This window comes from Falsihalocynthiibacter sp. BN13B15 (assembly GCF_041205415.1).
In the GTDB taxonomy this organism is placed as follows: domain Bacteria; phylum Pseudomonadota; class Alphaproteobacteria; order Rhodobacterales; family Rhodobacteraceae; genus Falsihalocynthiibacter; species Falsihalocynthiibacter arcticus.
The window spans coordinates 456,712-473,755 of record NZ_JBGFCE010000001.1; the positions used below are offsets into that span (position 1 = coordinate 456,712).

Annotated in this window: 15 protein-coding genes; 6 read left to right on the forward strand and 9 right to left on the reverse strand. The window is 52.8% G+C overall.

The annotated features are described in order from the left end of the window. The first annotated feature begins 11 nt into the window (after positions 1-11). Genes thrC through AB9F26_RS02265 form a run of 4 tightly spaced genes read left to right on the forward strand, consistent with a single transcriptional unit; the run spans position 12 to position 4,670 of the window. Entirely contained in the window at positions 12-1,397 is a 1,386-nt protein-coding gene (gene thrC / locus AB9F26_RS02250) for a threonine synthase (protein WP_369767177.1), read from the forward strand. Next, a complete protein-coding gene (locus tag AB9F26_RS02255) occupies positions 1,394-2,656 on the forward strand; it encodes a pitrilysin family protein (protein ID WP_039001466.1) in 1,263 nt (420 codons plus the stop codon). The genes thrC and AB9F26_RS02255 overlap by 4 nt, the downstream gene beginning before the upstream one ends. Beyond that, positions 2,656-3,240 carry a GNAT family N-acetyltransferase gene (locus AB9F26_RS02260; RefSeq protein ID WP_039001465.1) on the forward strand — a complete coding sequence of 195 codons (585 nt, stop codon included), beginning with the start codon at positions 2,656-2,658 and terminating at the stop codon, positions 3,238-3,240. The genes AB9F26_RS02255 and AB9F26_RS02260 overlap by 1 nt, the downstream gene beginning before the upstream one ends. Before the next feature lie 8 nt (positions 3,241-3,248). Further along, a complete protein-coding gene (locus AB9F26_RS02265) occupies positions 3,249-4,670 on the forward strand; it encodes an FAD-binding oxidoreductase (RefSeq protein ID WP_369767178.1) in 1,422 nt (473 codons plus the stop codon). Positions 4,671-4,800: 130 nt separating this feature from the next. Here AB9F26_RS02265 and AB9F26_RS02270 read toward each other — a convergent pair whose 3' ends face one another. The 3 genes from AB9F26_RS02270 to AB9F26_RS02280 are packed head-to-tail and all read right to left on the reverse strand — an operon-like array spanning position 4,801 to position 6,874. After that, positions 4,801-5,337 (reverse strand): adenine phosphoribosyltransferase, encoded by a 537-nt coding sequence (locus AB9F26_RS02270; protein WP_335585002.1) that lies wholly within the window; start codon positions 5,335-5,337, stop codon positions 4,801-4,803. 39 nt (positions 5,338-5,376) lie between these two features. Continuing rightward, a complete protein-coding gene (locus AB9F26_RS02275) occupies positions 5,377-6,255 on the reverse strand; it encodes an S-methyl-5'-thioadenosine phosphorylase (protein WP_369767179.1) in 879 nt (292 codons plus the stop codon). A gap of 10 nt (positions 6,256-6,265) precedes the next feature. Next, on the reverse strand, positions 6,266-6,874 hold the full coding sequence (locus tag AB9F26_RS02280) for a flavin reductase family protein (protein WP_369767180.1): 609 nt from the start codon (positions 6,872-6,874) through the stop codon (positions 6,266-6,268). 101 nt (positions 6,875-6,975) lie between these two features. Here AB9F26_RS02280 and AB9F26_RS02285 point away from each other — a divergent pair, with 101 nt between their 5' ends. Further along, entirely contained in the window at positions 6,976-7,461 is a 486-nt protein-coding gene (locus AB9F26_RS02285; protein ID WP_369767181.1) for a GNAT family N-acetyltransferase, read from the forward strand. Here the strand turns inward: AB9F26_RS02285 and AB9F26_RS02290 are convergent. The 5 genes from AB9F26_RS02290 to AB9F26_RS02310 all read right to left on the reverse strand — a co-directional run bounded on the left by AB9F26_RS02290 (position 7,458) and on the right by AB9F26_RS02310 (position 12,372). Then, positions 7,458-7,649 carry a hypothetical protein gene (locus tag AB9F26_RS02290; protein ID WP_369767182.1) on the reverse strand — a complete coding sequence of 64 codons (192 nt, stop codon included), beginning with the start codon at positions 7,647-7,649 and terminating at the stop codon, positions 7,458-7,460. The genes AB9F26_RS02285 and AB9F26_RS02290 overlap by 4 nt on opposite strands. A gap of 61 nt (positions 7,650-7,710) precedes the next feature. Continuing rightward, positions 7,711-9,963 carry a phosphoenolpyruvate--protein phosphotransferase gene (ptsP, locus tag AB9F26_RS02295; RefSeq protein WP_369767183.1) on the reverse strand — a complete coding sequence of 751 codons (2,253 nt, stop codon included), beginning with the start codon at positions 9,961-9,963 and terminating at the stop codon, positions 7,711-7,713. Between the two features lie 12 nt (positions 9,964-9,975). Continuing rightward, positions 9,976-11,214 (reverse strand): aspartate kinase, encoded by a 1,239-nt coding sequence (locus tag AB9F26_RS02300; RefSeq protein WP_335584996.1) that lies wholly within the window; start codon positions 11,212-11,214, stop codon positions 9,976-9,978. 121 nt (positions 11,215-11,335) lie between these two features. Next, a complete protein-coding gene (locus tag AB9F26_RS02305) occupies positions 11,336-11,815 on the reverse strand; it encodes a DUF1178 family protein (protein ID WP_335584995.1) in 480 nt (159 codons plus the stop codon). A gap of 92 nt (positions 11,816-11,907) precedes the next feature. Next, positions 11,908-12,372, reverse strand: coding sequence for an NUDIX hydrolase (locus AB9F26_RS02310; RefSeq protein WP_039003207.1), 465 nt, complete (start codon positions 12,370-12,372; stop codon positions 11,908-11,910). Between the two features lie 342 nt (positions 12,373-12,714). Between AB9F26_RS02310 and AB9F26_RS02315 the strand changes: the two genes are divergently transcribed. Beyond that, entirely contained in the window at positions 12,715-15,294 is a 2,580-nt protein-coding gene (locus AB9F26_RS02315; protein ID WP_335584994.1) for a methyl-accepting chemotaxis protein, read from the forward strand. A 640-nt stretch (positions 15,295-15,934) separates the two neighbouring features. Here AB9F26_RS02315 and AB9F26_RS02320 read toward each other — a convergent pair. After that, a complete protein-coding gene (locus AB9F26_RS02320) occupies positions 15,935-17,032 on the reverse strand; it encodes a primosomal protein N' (replication factor Y) - superfamily II helicase (protein WP_335584993.1) in 1,098 nt (365 codons plus the stop codon). Positions 17,033-17,044: the final 12 nt, after the last annotated feature.

Below are 17,044 nucleotides of genomic sequence, written 5' to 3' on the forward strand. Positions count from 1 at the left end.
GCGAGAGAAAAATGCACTATATTTCGACACGGGGCCAAGCGCCCGAACTGAGTTTTGAAGATGCGATGATGACTGGCCTTGCGCGGGACGGGGGCCTTTTTGTGCCTGCGGAAATCCCTGTCATGTCCCCCGAAGACATCGCAGCCCTTGCGGGAAAATCCTACGAAGAAATCGCCTTCGCGGTGATGCGCCCCTTCATTGGGGGCGCCTTCACGGACGACGAATTCAAAGCGATCATTGCACGGGCTTACGCAGGTTTTCGCCACACCGCGCGCGCGCCGCTGGTGCAGTTGGATCAAAACCACTTTCTACTCGAATTGTTCCACGGCCCGACGCTCGCCTTCAAAGACTTCGCGATGCAACTCATCGGGCAATTGTTTCAAGCGTCCTTGAGCCGTTCAGGCAAGCGTGTAACTATCGTTGGGGCCACATCGGGCGACACAGGGTCCGCAGCAATCGAAGCCTTTAAAGGCCTTAGCAATGTCGACGTTTTTATCCTGTTTCCCCACGGTCGCGTGTCGGAGATTCAACGTCGCCAAATGACCACCCCCACCGAGAGCAACGTTCACGCCCTCGCGATGGACGGGGATTTTGATGATTGCCAAGCCCGCCTCAAGGATATGTTTAACGACTTTGACTTCCGCGAAGGTGTCAAACTTGCGGGGGTGAATTCGATCAATTGGGCACGAGTTCTGGCTCAGGTCGTCTATTATTTTTCATCAGCTGTGGCGCTCGGCGCGCCATATCGCGAAGTCTCCTTTACGGTTCCGACCGGCAATTTCGGTGATATTTTTGCAGGCTACATTGCCAAGAAAATGGGCCTGCCTATTCGCGAACTCGTGATTGCCACAAACCATAACGACATTCTGCACCGCACCTTGGTAACTGGCGCCTATACCAAGGCCAAAACGATCCCAAGCAGCAGCCCCAGCATGGACATTCAAGTCTCCAGCAATTTCGAGCGCGCGTTGTTTGATATGTATGGTCGCGATGGCAAAGCCGTGGCGCAACTGATGGAAGAGCTGAAATCGGGTAGTTTCAAAATTTCCCAAGGCCCCCTCGAGAGCCTGCGCGAAACCTTCACCTCTGGTCGTGCTTCCGAGGAAGAATGTGCCGCAACGATCAAGGAAATGGCCGCCACAACGGGCCACGTCCTTTGCCCGCACACTGCGGTCGCGGTTAAGGTCGCAAAAGAGCATCTGGGATCGGTTCCCATGATCACGCTCTCAACGGCACATCCCGCTAAATTCCCCGCAGCCGTCGAGGCGGCCTGCGGTATTCATCCTACGTTGCCCGCTCATATGGCAGATCTCGGCAACAAACCCGAACGCGTGACCCGCGTTCCAAATGATTTGGCCGCGCTTATGGCGTTGGTTCACGAAAGGCGCGCTCTTTGACCAGCCAACTTACAACTCTCGATAACGGGTTTCGCATTGTTTCTGAAAACATGCCCGGACTTAAAAGCGCGAGCATCGGCATTTGGGTGATGGCAGGCGGTCGTCACGAGCGGCTTGAGCAAAACGGCATCGCGCATTTTCTTGAGCATATGGCATTCAAAGGCACGACAACGCGCAGTAGCCTCGAAATAGCCGAAGCGATCGAGGATGTCGGCGGCTATATCAATGCCTATACCAGCCGCGAAATGACAGCCTATTACGTGCGTGTTTTGGGGCAGGACGTGCCCCTTGGCCTTGATGTTATTTCCGATATTCTGCTCAATCCCACGTTTTCCCCCGAAGAAATCGAGATTGAGCGTGGCGTGATTTTGCAAGAAATCGGCCAAGCGCTTGATACACCGGACGACGTGATTTTCGATTGGCTCCAGAACGTTTCCTATCCGGACCAGCCGATTGGCCGAACGATTCTTGGCCCCGAAGAGCGCGTGAAGAATTTCACCCGTGACGATCTGGTTGGATTTGTGAAGGAACGTTACGGCCCCGCACAAATGATCCTATCTGCAGCAGGGGAGGTCGATCACGCGGCCCTCGTTGAAGCCGCGACCGCGCTTTTTGGCCACCTGCCAAATCGAGACAGCGCTCAGGAAGTCACGGCAACCTTTAAGGGCGGCGAGACCCGTGTTGAAAAGGATCTTGAGCAAGCGCATTTCGCGCTTAATTTCGATGGACCCAGCTATACAGACGACGCTATTTACACCAGCCAAGTCCTTGCCTCAACTCTTGGAGGCGGTATGTCGAGCCGCTTGTTCCAAGAGGTTCGAGAAAAACGGGGCCTTTGCTATACGATCTTCGCCCAAGCGGGCGCATTTTCGGACGGCGGCTCAACCACGATTTATGCGGGCACGTCTGGCGAAAAATTGCCCGAATTGGCCGAAATCACCGTGAGCGAAATCCGCCGCGCCGCCGAGGACATGTCGGAACGCGAAATCGATCGTGCCCGTACACAAATGAAGGCCGGAATGCTCATGGGCCTCGAAAGCCCGTCAAGCCGCGCAGAACGCCTTGCGCGGATGATTTCAATTTGGGGCCGTGTCCCAAGCTTGTCTGAAACCGTTACTAAAATTGATGCGGTTTCACGGCAAGGTGTCGCCGATATGGCCCGTGAAATGGCCGAAAATGCGCGTATCTCACTGGCCACCTATGGGCCAAACGCGAAATCGGTTTCAATCGAGGGTATCCGTGGGCGTTTGGTTGGCTGATGCTTTTTAAGCGTAGAAAAGTTCTGGTGGATTCGGAGCGCATGACGCTTCGGCTGCCACAACATTCGGATTACCGAAACTGGGCCGCATTGCGTCACAACAGCCAATCTCACCTGTCGCAATGGGAACCCGCGTGGGCGGCGGATCATTTGACGCGTAAAGCCTTTACCAATCGTGTTTATTGGGCACAACGCGCTGTCACGACAGGGACCGCGTTGCCATTGTTTCTAACCTTGCGCCAATCGGGAGAGATTTTGGGGGCGGTCACTTTGGATAATATTCGCCGTGGCCCCGCGCAATCGGGCACACTTGGGTATTGGGTTGGCGAAGAATACGCGCGCCAAGGCTACATGCGCGAGGCCATCGAGGCCCTGAGCCACTATGCGTTTTCCACACTCGATTTGTCGCGCATTGAGGCGGCCTGCCTTCCTGAAAATGTCGCGTCGCGGGGCGTCTTAGAGAAGTCAGGTTTCAAGTATGAAGGGGTCGCGCAAAGTTACCTTCAGATCGCGGGACGCTGGCGCAACCATGTTCTATATGCCAATCTACGGGGCGATCGTCGGGGGAGAACCGGCGTACGTTAGGAGGACCTATGCTCAATCCGCTCACCAATGATTTCGTCGAGAAGCTGTCTGCGATGTTGCCCGATAAGGCCCTGCGCCTTGCCACACCTGCCGACGTGGAGGAACCGCGTGGTCGCTATATAGGTTTGGGCACACATGTTGCCACGCCAAGCACGGTTGAGGAGGTTTCCAAGATCATCACCGCCTGCAATGCGGCGCGGATCGGCGTTATTCCTTTCGGTGGCGGGACGGGTTTGGTTGGCGGGCAAGTCGCCCCCCAAGGGCCCCTACCTCTCATTCTCTCGCTTGAACGTATGACCCAAATTCGGGCAACTTACCCACAAGAAAACGTCCTCATCGCTGAAGCGGGCGCAATTCTGGCCAATGTGCAATCTGCGGCACAAGCTGTGGATCGTTTGTTCCCCCTATCCCTTGCTTCCGAAGGATCGTGCCGTATTGGCGGCAATTTGGCGACAAATGCGGGCGGTTTGAATGTGTTGCGATACGGAAATACGCGCGATTTGTGTTTGGGGCTCGAAGTGGTTCTCCCCTCGGGGCAAATTTGGAACGGGCTGACGCGCTTGCGCAAAGACAACACGGGGTTTGATTTGCGCAATTTGATGATCGGATCCGAGGGCGCATTGGGCGTGATTACCGCCGCTGCGTTGAAACTTTACCCGCGTCCTGCCGAAAATGGCACGGGAGTTTTTGTTGTAGAGGATCCAACGGCGGCCCTCGCGCTGCTTAATCTCGCACAAACCATTGCACCCAGCGAAGTTTCTGCCTTTGAACTCATTCACAAAACGGGCCTCGAGTTCCTTTCAGAGAAGCTACCGGATGTTCGGCAACCCTTTGAGAACAAACCAGAGTGGATGGTTCTGATTGACCTAGGAACTGCAAGAGGGCGTGATCCGGACGCTTTGCTCGAGCGCTTGTTTGAGGAAGGGCATGCGGCGGGATTGATTTCGGACGGAGCTATCGCACAAAACGAAGCCCAGCGGCGCCAGTTTTGGGAGGTCCGAGAGCGGATTCCCCAAGCCAATAAGGTGATTGGCTCCATTGTCTCGCATGATGTTTCTCTGCCGCTTGGAAGTATCGCGGCCTTTGTCATTGAAGGGCTCGCGCGTCTTGCAAAGCTTGGCGATATGCGGGTGAATTGTTTTGGACATCTCGGTGATGGGAATCTGCATTTCAACGCTTTCCCTGCACGCGGGCGCGACCGCCACGAATACGATGCTATACGTGATGATATTCAGCGCTGTGTGCATGATTTGGTGAGCGAAATGGGCGGCTCCATCAGTGCCGAACACGGAATTGGACGCCTGAAGGCCAAGGACTTGGCACATTATGGTGATCCGGGAAAAATCGCGGCGATGCGGGCGATCAAAACGGCCCTTGATCCGAACGGAATCATGAATCCCGGAGCCGTCATCGGCAATTTGCACGCATAGTTGAAAAATCAACGCCCCGCCGCGAACGACGAGGCGTCAATCGGAACATGTAAGCAAATGCCAGCTGCTCCCAACTGGCAAGCATGGGTCTAAGACTAAAGTTTTAATAAACTATTACTTCGAGAGACGATTACAGTCCGCCAAATTCACAAATCGATGTGACATCCATACCCATTTTTTCGAGCTTTTCACGTCCGCCAAGATCAGGAAGGTCGATCACAAACGCACAGCTCACGATTTCACCGCCCAATCGTTCAATCAACTTAATTCCGGCTTCGGCGGTACCACCTGTCGCAAGCAGATCATCAACCAGAAGGATTTTTTCCCCCGGTTTGATGGCGTCATCATGGATTTCCACAATCGCCTCGCCGTATTCCAGCGAGTATTCTTCACTGATCGTGGTGCCAGGAAGTTTGCCCTTTTTGCGCACGGGCACAAAGCCGACCGAAAGCTGGTGCGCAATCGCGCCACCAAGGATAAATCCGCGAGCCTCAAGCCCAACCACCTTGTCGATCCGCATGCCCGCATAGGGATGCAGCATTTGGTCTACCGCCATGCGAAACCCGCGTGGGTCGGCAAAAAGGGTTGTGACATCGCGAAAAAGGATGCCCTCGTGCGGGAAATCAACAATCGTACGAATGTAGTCTTGAACGGTCTTTTTTTGCATCGTTTTGTCCATTCTGCTTTCGAAAAAAGGGGGGCGAGACTATCGGTTGAGGACACGGCCTGCGACGGCGTCGAGCTTGGCCACATGGGCTGGGTCCCTTGCGTCGGGGGCCGTGAGAATGGCGTATTCCAGTGCCTTGTCACAGCCATGTTCACAATCGTCGCGCTGTGCTCCTAAGAGGGTGGGCAGGCGTGCGACCAAGCCGCGCGCTTTGGTTGCATTGCCCATCAATGTTTGGATGATTTGGGTGACGTCGACCTCGCCATGATCGGGATGCCAGCTGTCGTAATCGGTGATCATCGCGACGGACGCATAGCAGAGTTCGGCCTCGCGGGCGAGTTTTGCTTCGGGCATATTTGTCATGCCGATCACGTCTGCGCCCCAGCTTTCGCGGTACATTTTACTTTCTGCGAGCGTCGAGAATTGCGGCCCCTCCATCGCCAAATACGTGCCGCCGTCATGGACAGTGATCCCTTGATCTTTTGCCGCCGTGAGGCAGGCCGCTGAGAGGCGCGGGCAGGTGGGATGGGCGACGGAAACATGCGCGACGCAACCGGTGCCAAAGAACGATTTTTCACGCGCGAAGGTGCGGTCAATGAATTGATCCACAATCACGAAATCACCCGGTGCCATCTCTTCGCGAAAACTGCCACAGGCCGAAACCGAGATCACATCCGTAACGCCAATGCGCTTTAAGGCGTCAATATTTGCCCGATACGGTACGGTTGTCGGGCTAAGGCGGTGCCCACGTCCATGGCGCGGTAAAAAGGCCATTTTAACGCCATCCAAAACGCCCGTCAAAACGGCATCACTCGGGTCGCCCCAAGGCGTTTCGACACGCGTCCATTCCGCGTTCTCAAGCCCGTCAATTTCATACAGGCCAGAGCCGCCAATCACACCAATCATCGTGTCGCGCATATCAAAATTCCTATTCTTCGCCGGGACGTTTGAGGCTGAAAATCGTTTCCACTCGCGCGTAGTCTTTATACCCCAGCCGCGCGAGTGGGCTGAATGTGGAAACATCAAAAACACCGTCCACAAGGCAATTATCGCGCAAATGCACCCCCACAACCTCACCGAAAACCGCGAAGTTGGCTTCACCGGGCAATTGAACGATCTTGGTCAGTTTGCATTCCAAATTCGCGGGGGCAAGGGCGACACGTGAGGCCGAAATAACTGAACATTCCGCTTTTTCAAGCTCCGCGAGGGAAAATTCGTCGACATCTTTTGCATAGCTTCCTGAGGTCACATTCATCGCGTCGCGCATGGCATATTCAACGATGTTTACACAGAAAACACCCGTCTCGCGAATGTTGGCAACGCTGTCTTTTGTGCCGTCGCGGTCATCCTTTGCGCTCGTTGATGCGAACATAACCTGTGGCGGTTCATAGGCGACTGCGTTGAAAAACGAGTAAGGCGCGAGGTTGTCGTTTCCATTTCTGTCGCGCGTGGAAATCCATCCAATTGGGCGGGGCGTGACAAGGGCATTAAATGGGTTATGCGGGAAACCATGCCCATTTTTAGGTTCATAAAACATTGGCGGCCTTTCTTGTGTTTGAACAAGAGGTAACGCTGTGCTAGTGGCGTTGCCAGAGAAAAAGAGCAGGTTCGCGTCAGAACCCATTTTCGGAGCGCCGCGTGTACAGGATAGAGCAAGAAAAACCAGCGGACCTATGGGAAGTTGAGGCGCTTTACGATCTGTGCTTTGCGCCGGGGCGCGAGGCGCTGTCGTCCTACCGGTTGCGTGAAGGCGTTTCGCAAGTTGCAGAGTTTTCCCTTGTGGCGCGGGACACCGATAACACCCTTGCCGCGGCGATCCGGTACTGGCCCGTTTTAGTCGGCCCGAAGGCGGCCTTACTCCTAGGCCCGATTGCGGTTCATCCGACTCGGCAGGGCGAAGGCTTGGGCGACTTACTGATGCGCACCAGCCTTGATTTGGCACGCGTCGCAGGCTGGGAACGGGTGCTCCTTGTCGGGGATCTGCCGTATTATCAGCGCTTTGGCTTTGACATCTTGCCAGATGTTGTCATGCCAGCACCAAGCAACCCTGCGCGTGTGCTGGGCTATTCGCTGACGTCGGGCGCGTGGGATAGGTGTGGGGGGGAGGTTTGCAAATACGTCTAGTCGTTTTGCAAACCGAAAAGTCTGCGCAGTCGCGGCAAAGTGTACATTAAGAGCGCGACGCAAAGTACCGTCACCGCTCCTGTTCCTGAATAAACGATAAATGCACCCAAGAGAGTGCTGCCGTTCAACAGGGCTGCAATGGCCGCGAGACCCGCGACAATAGATGCAAAAATAAGAGGCCCAATCACAGGCGATCTCCAAACAAAAAATACTCGTAAAAAATGGCGCCAGACATATTGGTTTTCCAGCTTAAAGGTTGGAGATCCACTCTACTACGGCAGGTCGAACAGATTGCGCACCAGAGGCGCGTGCCGCGTCGATAACCGATTTTGCTTCCGCGAGGTCAACGCGCCGCAACAGGTTTTTCACCGGACCAATGGAAGCAGGGCGCATCGAGAGGGCGCGAAATCCCATAGCCGCAAAGCAAAGGGCCTCGACAGGGCGACCAGCATCTTCGCCGCAAAAGGATATAGAAGTTCCCGAGGCAACACAGCGTTCGACGATCCCCTCCAAGAAACTTAAAAAGCTTACGTTCAACGTGTCATAGCGTTTGCGAACCCGTTCGTTTTCGCGGTCGGCAGCAAAGAAAAACTGTTTGAGATCATTCCCGCCCACGGAAATAAAGTCGCACATTTCAAAGAATTGCTCCGGCGCAAACGCCAATGAAGGGGTTTCCAGCATCGCGCCAATTTCGACGCGCTCTGGAAGAATATGTCCCAAACGGGCTTCGTTTTCGAGTACCTTCTCAAAAATCTCGCGCGCCTGAATATACTCATCGAATTGCGCAACAAACGGGAACATCACCGTCAAGGGGCGTCCTTCGCAGGCACGGATAAAGGCTTGCAACTGCATGCGCATGACGCCAGGTTTGTCGAGCCCAAGGCGGATTGCACGCCAACCCATCGCGGGGTTTGGCTCATCCTGTGGCTTCATATAGGGCAGCACTTTGTCAGACCCAATATCAAGCGTTCGGAAGTTCACCCGCTGCCCGTCAGCCGCGTTCAAGACGCGTTTATACAGCTCAACAAGCTCGCCACGCCGCGGCATTTTATTGCGGACGAGGAATTGCAGCTCGGTACGAAAAAGCCCGACACCCTGCGCGCCCGAACTCTCAAGAGATGGCAAATCTGCCATCAGCCCTGCGTTCATTGATAGACGAATTTCAGTGCCATCGAGCGTTATTGCGGGCTTGTCGCGGATGGACGAATAGCGCTCCGCAGCGGTTGTTTGCATTGCAATTTTGTCATGAAACGCTGCTTTGACGGAATCGTCTGGGCGCAAATGAACGATACCCTGCTCGCCATCCACAAGGATATAATCGCCATTGAGGGCTTCGGTCGTGATGCGGCTTGCATTGATAATCAATGGGATCGCAAGGGCGCGGGCAATAATGGTCGCGTGGCTGCCCACAGACCCTTCTTCTAGGACAATACCGCGAAGCGATCTGCCGTATTCCAGCAGTTCACCGGGGCCGATATTTCGTGCGACCAGCACAGCATTTTGTGGCATCTCCGCGCCGGTATCTTTGCCTTGCCCCGTTAGAATTCTAAGCAGCCGATTAGAGAGGTCGTCTAAATCGTGCAAGCGCTCGCGCAAGTAGGCGTCAGGCACTTGGCTCATCCGCGTACGGGCGGTGGACTGTTCTTTTTCAACCGCAGCTTCGGCGGATAGTCCACGCGAGATGTCTTCCTTGATGCGCCGCATCCACCCTTTGGAATTGGCGAACATCCGGTAGGTTTCAAGAACCTGCAACTGTTCTTTGTCCCCTTGTACCGCACCGAGTAGCAATTCGTCCACGGAGACGCGCAATGTATCTACGGCCGCATCCAGACGTATTTCTTCGGCCTGCGGGTCGTCGGCAATTGGGTTTGTGACCACGACGCGCGGCTCGTGCAAGTAGACATTGCCAACTGCGGTGCCTTCTTGGCCGACGCCGCCGCGGATCATAACCGGGTGTTGATGGCGAGCCGAGAGGGCTGCGCCGTCGCCCACGAAGGCCCCAAGTTCGGCCATTTCAGCGAGAACCATTGCCACAACTTCTAAGGCGTAAACTTCGTCTTCCGAATAGCTCCGAGCGTCTTTGGATTGGACAACCAAAACCCCGAGTGTTTCCCCCAAACGCTGCACTGGAATCCCAAGGAAACTGGAGTAAATCTCCTCCCCCGTTTCTGGCATAAAGCGAAACCCACGCTCGCTGGGGGCGTTGGCTGAGTTGACGATGCTGCCGCTTTTGGCCACGCGCCCCACGAGGCCTTCGCCGAGGCGTAGCCGCGTTTGGTGGACCGCTTCCGCTTTCAAGCCCTCGGACGCGCAAAGTTCCAAAGTGTCTTGATCTCGAAACAAATAGATCGAACATACTTCAGTTGCGATCGAATCCGCGATTAAACTCGTGATCCGGTCGAGGCGTTTTTGACCTTCGGAATCCTCTGCCAATGCCTCGCGAAGCCGCCCAAGCAGCTTTCGGCTCTCACTTTGGGTAGACTTTCCTGATAAATTGGGCATTTGGCCCCTTAATTATGGTGATTTGTGCAGTTCAAAAACATCATGCAGGGCTTGGACCGCAAGTTCCATATATTTTCGGTCAATCAGCACAGATATTTTGATCTCGGAGGTTGTGATGACCTTAATATTGATCCCCTCAGAGTTGAGTGCGCCAAACATTTTGGCGGCGACACCCGCGTGTGAGCGCATACCTATGCCAACGACACTGACTTTCGCGACATCCGTGTCCGCGACCAAATCATGATAATTGATGTGGCCCGCAGCCTTGGCTGTCGCCATCGCGTTTTCGGCCCGCAGGACGTCTTCGGTAGGACAGGAGAAGGTCATATCCGTACGGCCTTCCTCGGATATGTTCTGAACAATCATATCGACGTTGACGCCCGCTTCGGACAGTGGCCCAAAGATCGCGGCGGCAATACCCGGACGGTCAGCAACCGAAATCAAGGTCATTTTAGCTTCGTCGCGACTATAGGCGACGCCAGATACTACATTGCTTTCCATGATTTCCTCCTCGTCGCACACTAGGGTGCCGGATGTGTCTGTTTGTTCGTCAAAGCTCGAAAGGACGCGCAATTTCACTTTATAGCGCATGGCCAGTTCGACAGAGCGGGTCTGAAGGACCTTGGCGCCCAGCGAAGCCAATTCGAGCATTTCTTCAAAGGCGATTTTGTCAAGTTTGCGCGCCTTGGAACTGATGCGGGGATCGGTGGTATAGACACCATCCACATCGGTATAAATATCGCAGCGCTCCGCGCCAAAGGCCGCAGCAAACGCCACAGCCGTTGTGTCCGAACCTCCGCGTCCAAGCGTCGTCGTCCGCCCCTCAGGGCTCACGCCTTGAAAGCCAGCAACAACTGCAACGCGCATTCCTTCGGCGAATTTGCCGTTGATGTTCTCGGTGAGAATGTCTTCGATGCGGGCGGCGCTATGCGCAGACGTCGTTTTGACCGGAACTTGCCAGCCTTGCCAACTGCGCGCCGGAACATCCATTTCCTGAAGCGTGAGGGCCATAAGCCCCGCCGTGACCTGCTCGCCCGAACTGACAACGGCATCATATTCACGCGCGTCAAACATAGGGGAGGTCTCGCGAACCCACCCGACAAGCTCATTCGTTTTGCCGGACATCGCCGAAACAATGACGATGACGTCATAGCCATTCGCGACTTCGACGCCAACACGCTTTGCGGCGCGGCGGATGCGATCGAGGGTGGCAACGGACGTGCCGCCAAATTTCATGACCAGAAGAGGCATGGATGCTCCTTTAGGGTTAAACCGCTGGTGTCTTAGGAGGAAGTTTGGTTCAGCGCAAGCGGGGAAGGGTCAGAAGGGGCGTTCCGTGTCGATTATTATGCCAAATGAGCGCCGTTTGCCCCTAATTTGTCTTACGCGCGGGAATAAAGGGGAGGGGAGCCACGCTTATGCCGTCTTCGATTAACGACAGGGCTTCTGCCATATTTGCCTCGCCATAGATTGTGCGCTCTGGGGTGTCACCCTCATGCATCGCGCGCGCTTCTTTGGCGAAATTCTTGCCAACGTAGTCTGAGGTGGCCTCGACATGGGCCTTAAGTGCGGCAATTTTGGCCTCAAGTTCTTTTGACGGTGTTTGGATAAACTCAGATTGATCTGGAGGGGGCGAAAGGGTCTCAGAGGCTGGATGTGGAGTGTCACCCTCCTTTGAGGCCTTGCGCGTTGTTTGAACCTGAGGGGACATCAAAGTTTTAACGACATCCGTTGAGCCGCAGGCTGGGCACGACACCATCCCCGCCGATTTGACCTTGTCAAATGCTGAACCAGATTGAAACCAGCTCTCAAAACAGTGGTCGTGGTCGCATTTCAGGGCAAAGCGGATCATTTCGGGCCTTTCAAGCTATGTGCAAACTAGTTTTGCCGTAACAAGGTTAACATGACCTTGTGAATTTCTCCAACCAACACCTGAATCCGCATTTAGAAATTTTCTGGCGTGAAACCGCGCAGAATTTTTCCAAGTTCGGGGTCAGAAACCATACTTGCTGCCTTCTTACGGCTCACCCATTTACGTTTGCGCTGGCTTTTTTCGGGAAACTTTTTCGCGGTACGCTTCACCTGTAAGGCAAAAAGGGAAACCATAACCGGAAGGATTTCGCCCTTAGTTGCCTTTTTAGTATGCGAATACAAGCCGATACAAGCGTCACCCATAACGCCGATCGCGCCCGCTTCTTCCCACGCCTCAATGGCGGCCGATTGAGCAGGTGTTTTTCCGTTGATTGGCCAGCCTTTGGGAACAATCCACAGGCGAGAGCGTCGGCTCGTGATCAAGAGTATCTGGATTTTTCCATTCGCAACGCGATAGCAGATAGCGCCAAATTGCGTGCGCAGATCATATTTACTCTTTAGAGAAAGGGCCGATCCCTTTTGTATGTTCTTAACCATGTGAGCCTTTTCATGCCCTTAAGTACACCAACAAGCGCCAATTCGGGCGCGCCTAATTTGTCTATGCTTGTTTCAGAGGTTGCAAGGGAAACCTAGAGTTTTCCTTTTAAAACCGTAAAGTATATGCCCCATGGCGCTAGGTGTTTGGATTTGTTGTGAAAAGTAAGAGTTTGAAGAAGAATGACTTCAATTTGAATGAAATTATTTTCAAGCTGGGCAAAAAAAACGACCAGTTTTAAATTTCTTGTAAGAGTTTCCCATTAGCAAAAAGGCAAGAGTGCGCAGTTAGGTCGTCTAGCGTCATGCACTTCCCCAATAGATCGTCTCAATGAGGAAACCGGTATGAAAGTGATATCTATTTTTAAGAACCTTAAGGGCACCACGCGAACGGTTTTCTTTAGGGTCTCCGCAATTGTTGCCCTTTGCACCGCCGCTGTTGCCGGCACAATGACGGCGTTATCTCTGGATGCTCAGTACAATGTTGCTCGAGAAAATACAAAGGAACTCGCAATAAATCTCACATCCTTTTCGGCAGTTCAAAGTGCGGGCTCGATAAGGTTTGCAAACCCGCAGGCTCTAGAAACGATCATCCAGGGAGCGGTTCAGTCCTCTGGCGACTCCGCGTTGGAAGCTATCGTTCTGGATGCAAAAGGGGAGGTCTTGTATACATATTTGGGACAAGAAGCTTTAGTTTCAGACCTCAAAAACTTAGCGACAAAAGCAATGGAAACCGGTGAAATCGAGACTGCTGGTGATGGGTTTTACGTGGCGGTCCCTTCGCTATTTGGAAAGGACAGCAGCGTGGTAGGTGTTGTCGCTATGCTCTGGAGCCCGGATCCAGCGATCTCACACATAGCGGATCTTCAAAAAAAGACAAACCTCATAGCAGGGATAGTGTTCCTTGTTGCTCTTGTCATTGTTTCGATTTTGCTGCGCGGCTTTTTGTCGAAGCCGTTGGTACGTCATCGCACGGCGATGGATGATGTTGCGCATGGAAATTACACAATCGAGGTTCCAAACCTCAAACGCAAAGATGAAATCGGAGACATCGCGCGAACCCTCGAAGACTTTAGGACAACTCTATTAGAGGCGGAAGCGACGTCTCGAGAGAGCTTGTTTAAGGGGGCCGCATTTGAATCGTCATCCTCTGCTATGCTGATGGTAGATCAGGACCTAACGATTAACTACATTAACAGTGCCTTTTCGAAGATTATGATGGCAAACCAAGAGAACCTTTCCAGCAAACTCAAAAAGCTAAATCCGTCGGAAATTGTTGGTAAACATTTCTCGATTTTTCACGGAGAAGGTAGCGGGGCGGAAAGTATTCCGGAGGATTCAGACAATCTTCCACATATATCCGACATTGTCATGGGCGAAACCCGTGTCGAACAATCAATCAACGATGTCGTTGACGTTAATGGAATCTCGATTGGTCGAGTCATTGAATGGAAAGATGTAACGGAAGAACGGCTGAATCAGGCGATCCTTACATCGTTAGATTCCAGTCAAGTGCGTGTGGAATTTAACGCCGCCGGAGAACTGGTAAAAGCTAACGATAATTTTTGCAGATCTTACGGGAGTGAGGAAACTCAACTTCTCGGGCATCATTGCCGCGATGTTTTTTCCGAGAATTTGGAGGCTTCTGCAGAAGAAAGAGATTACTGGCCCGCGCTTTCTAAAGGTAAGCCATTTTTTGGACAGTTTGAGTGCGGCATCCCATCTGGCGAAAATCTTATCTTCGACGGAAGCTTTAGCCCTGTAACTGGTCGCCAAGGAAACGTGAACCGTCTGGTTTTTATCGGTACAGATGTCACAACCACACAACGGGAAATCCAAAGAGCGGAAGAGCAGCGTAAGGCTTCAACGAAAGAACAGGATGCGGTTGTCGAGGGTCTACGAGCGGGTCTCAATAGTTTGTCCAAAGGTGACCTAACAGCATCAATTGAAATAGAGTTTTCACCACAGTACGAGCAACTCCGTAGTGACTTCAATGAAGCGATTGACGCCTTGCGAAAAGCCATGGGGAGTGTTGTTGAAAATTCTGAAATGATCCGGGGGGAAACCAACGAAATCTCCAAGGCGGCAGACGACCTTTCTCGCCGTACCGAAACCCAGGCAGCAACCCTTGAGCAAACCGCGGCAGCACTTGATGAAATGACATCTTCAGTGAGTTCAGCGGCGGAAGGGGCAGGTATCGCGCGGAAAATGGTAATCGAAGCGCGTGATAATGCGGAGGCCAGCGGTGAAGTGGTTCGTGAAGCAGTCGCAGCGATGAGCGAAATTGCAAGCTCTTCACAACAGATTTCAAAGATTACTTCGGTAATTGACGAGATTGCCTTTCAAACAAACCTTTTGGCACTGAACGCAGGTGTTGAGGCGGCGAATGCGGGCGATGCAGGTCGAGGATTCGCAGTTGTGGCAACCGAAGTGCGTGATCTTGCTCAACGGTCGTCACAAGCCGCAAGCGAGATTAATGCTCTCATTTCAGCCAGTGAGGGGCATGTGAAACGAGGTGTGCAACTCGTTGACCAAACGGGTGATGCATTGAGGGGGATTTTTGATCGCGTGTCTGAAATTTCGACACATGTAGGAGAAATTGCTGTATCAGCAGATGAACAATCTCGAGGTCTTGCGGAAATAAACATCGCGGTCAACCAACTGGATCAGGTCACCCAACAGAACGCTGCAATGTTTGAAGAAACGACTGCCGCAAGTCACGCATTGACCAGCGAGGCTGAGAACCTCGCGACGACTATGGCCCAATTCCTTTTATCTCGCGAGGGGGAGGCCGCTCGAAGACCACCTCAAATGCAAAAAAATGAAGCTCAAAAGCCAACTGAAAAACCAACGGCGAATGTAAGAATGGTGGGGAATGGAGGCCAAGTGCTTTCCTCAACAGCTGAGAGTTGGGAAGATTTTTAGTTCGAAAACAAACAAACTGTTGTCCAATTAATTATTGGGCAACAGTAAAAATGTGAGCCGGTTTTTTCCTGAATTAGTAAGCAATAAATGTTTCTCATAAACCCATCGGTCTTTGCCTAAATGCGTTCGATTGTGGTATAAGTTTTACGCCAACTTACCTGCGCTCCAAGTTGCCTCCAGGCTGACCGCAGCCCTTGGGGTAAATGTACACTTTCCGCCGACCTTGGGCCACTGAAGTGGTCCGGCAAAACTGGACCGCGTGCTAAGGTGTATCCAACACGAATGAATGGATACGAGAATGACGAAGCGGCGAAACTTTTCGGACAAGTTTAAGGCTGCTGTGGTGTTGGATTAAGGCATTGGTTAGTTCTTGTCTGAAACCCTCGTGGCGGCACAAATGAAATCTGGCGAGTGAAACGATGTAGTAAGCTGGGCTACTCAACGATGCCGTCGAAAAGAGCACAGGTCTCTGGGCGTGGAAATAGACCGTGAAATCAACCTTCTGAACAATATGAATTTGAGTAGGGTTACGCCCCACCAAAAAAGTTGATTGAAAATAGTCCCTTAAGGCTTGCTCAGTCACAATTACCCTTTGGGAAAACACCTCGACTTAAAATCTGTGTCTAAGGTTAGTAATGCGTTAGGTCGACTGCGCGTAAAAATACCCAAAAACGGCGGCGAGCCCCAAGGCCAAAAGGACTGAAAACGCGATTTTCCATGCCGAATATGGCCTCTCGCCTTCTACGCGGCCAGTTTGACCATTTACAACAAAACGGTATGTTTTGCCTTGATACTTATAGGCTGCGAGCCAAACCGGTAGAAGAATGTGTTTAAAAGTTACGTCGCTAACGGAGGTTTCGATTGCGCCAACCTGTTGGCGATCCCCGCCGATATCAAACTTCACATCGCGTAAAATCTGGCGATCCATTTTCTCTCGCGCAAACGAGAATCCATTTTCCAAGTCGATTGAGTAACCTTCTGCCTTGAAGCCAGCGAGGTAAAACGCTTGAAACGGTTCCAATCCGCTAAGATCCCATGGCTCCAACGCCTGTGTATAACGGGTCGGCAAAGCTTTACTGGCGAGCACCAAAACATCATCAAAAAGGCGCGAAACGCGACCTGATACTGGGCTCCATCGAACCTTGGTTACAGTGCGTTGAACTTTTTTCCCATTTTCAAAATGAGTCGATGTTGTCTGATACTCCGTTCCGCGTTGCCCCCGATACCGCGACTTAGTATCTGCATCAAATGTCCAGTAGGGAACGTATATTCCCTGCATTCTCCGCCCTTTTCTTGCATATGCTTTTAGTCCATTCGGAGCGAACCACAGCCGCCCAAGCCATGCTGACATCGCATCGTGGGCGGTTGTTTCTTCGAGTTGAAACGGGAGGACAGCACTTGGCTTAATCTGACGGTGAGAACCAGTATCAACAACAACCGGAGTGGCGCAAAAAGGGCACTCGGATGCGTGGTTTTCTCCGTCAAACCCCACCTGCGCGCCGCAATTGGGGCAACTTGTGACGCGGTTCTCTTCGATCTCGGCGGATGGCAGCGCATCTGCCAAAGCAGATTTGAAATCCAATTCAAGAATGGTCGTTTTGGGCTCCACACGGTCTTCTTGAAAGCCGCATTGATTGCATGTGAGCACACCTGTTTTGGGGGAAAACCTCAGGTCTGCCCCACAGTTTTCGCACGGAAATAGGTGCTCCTCTTGAGGCGTATTCTCAATGGTATTCATAACGCGAAACGC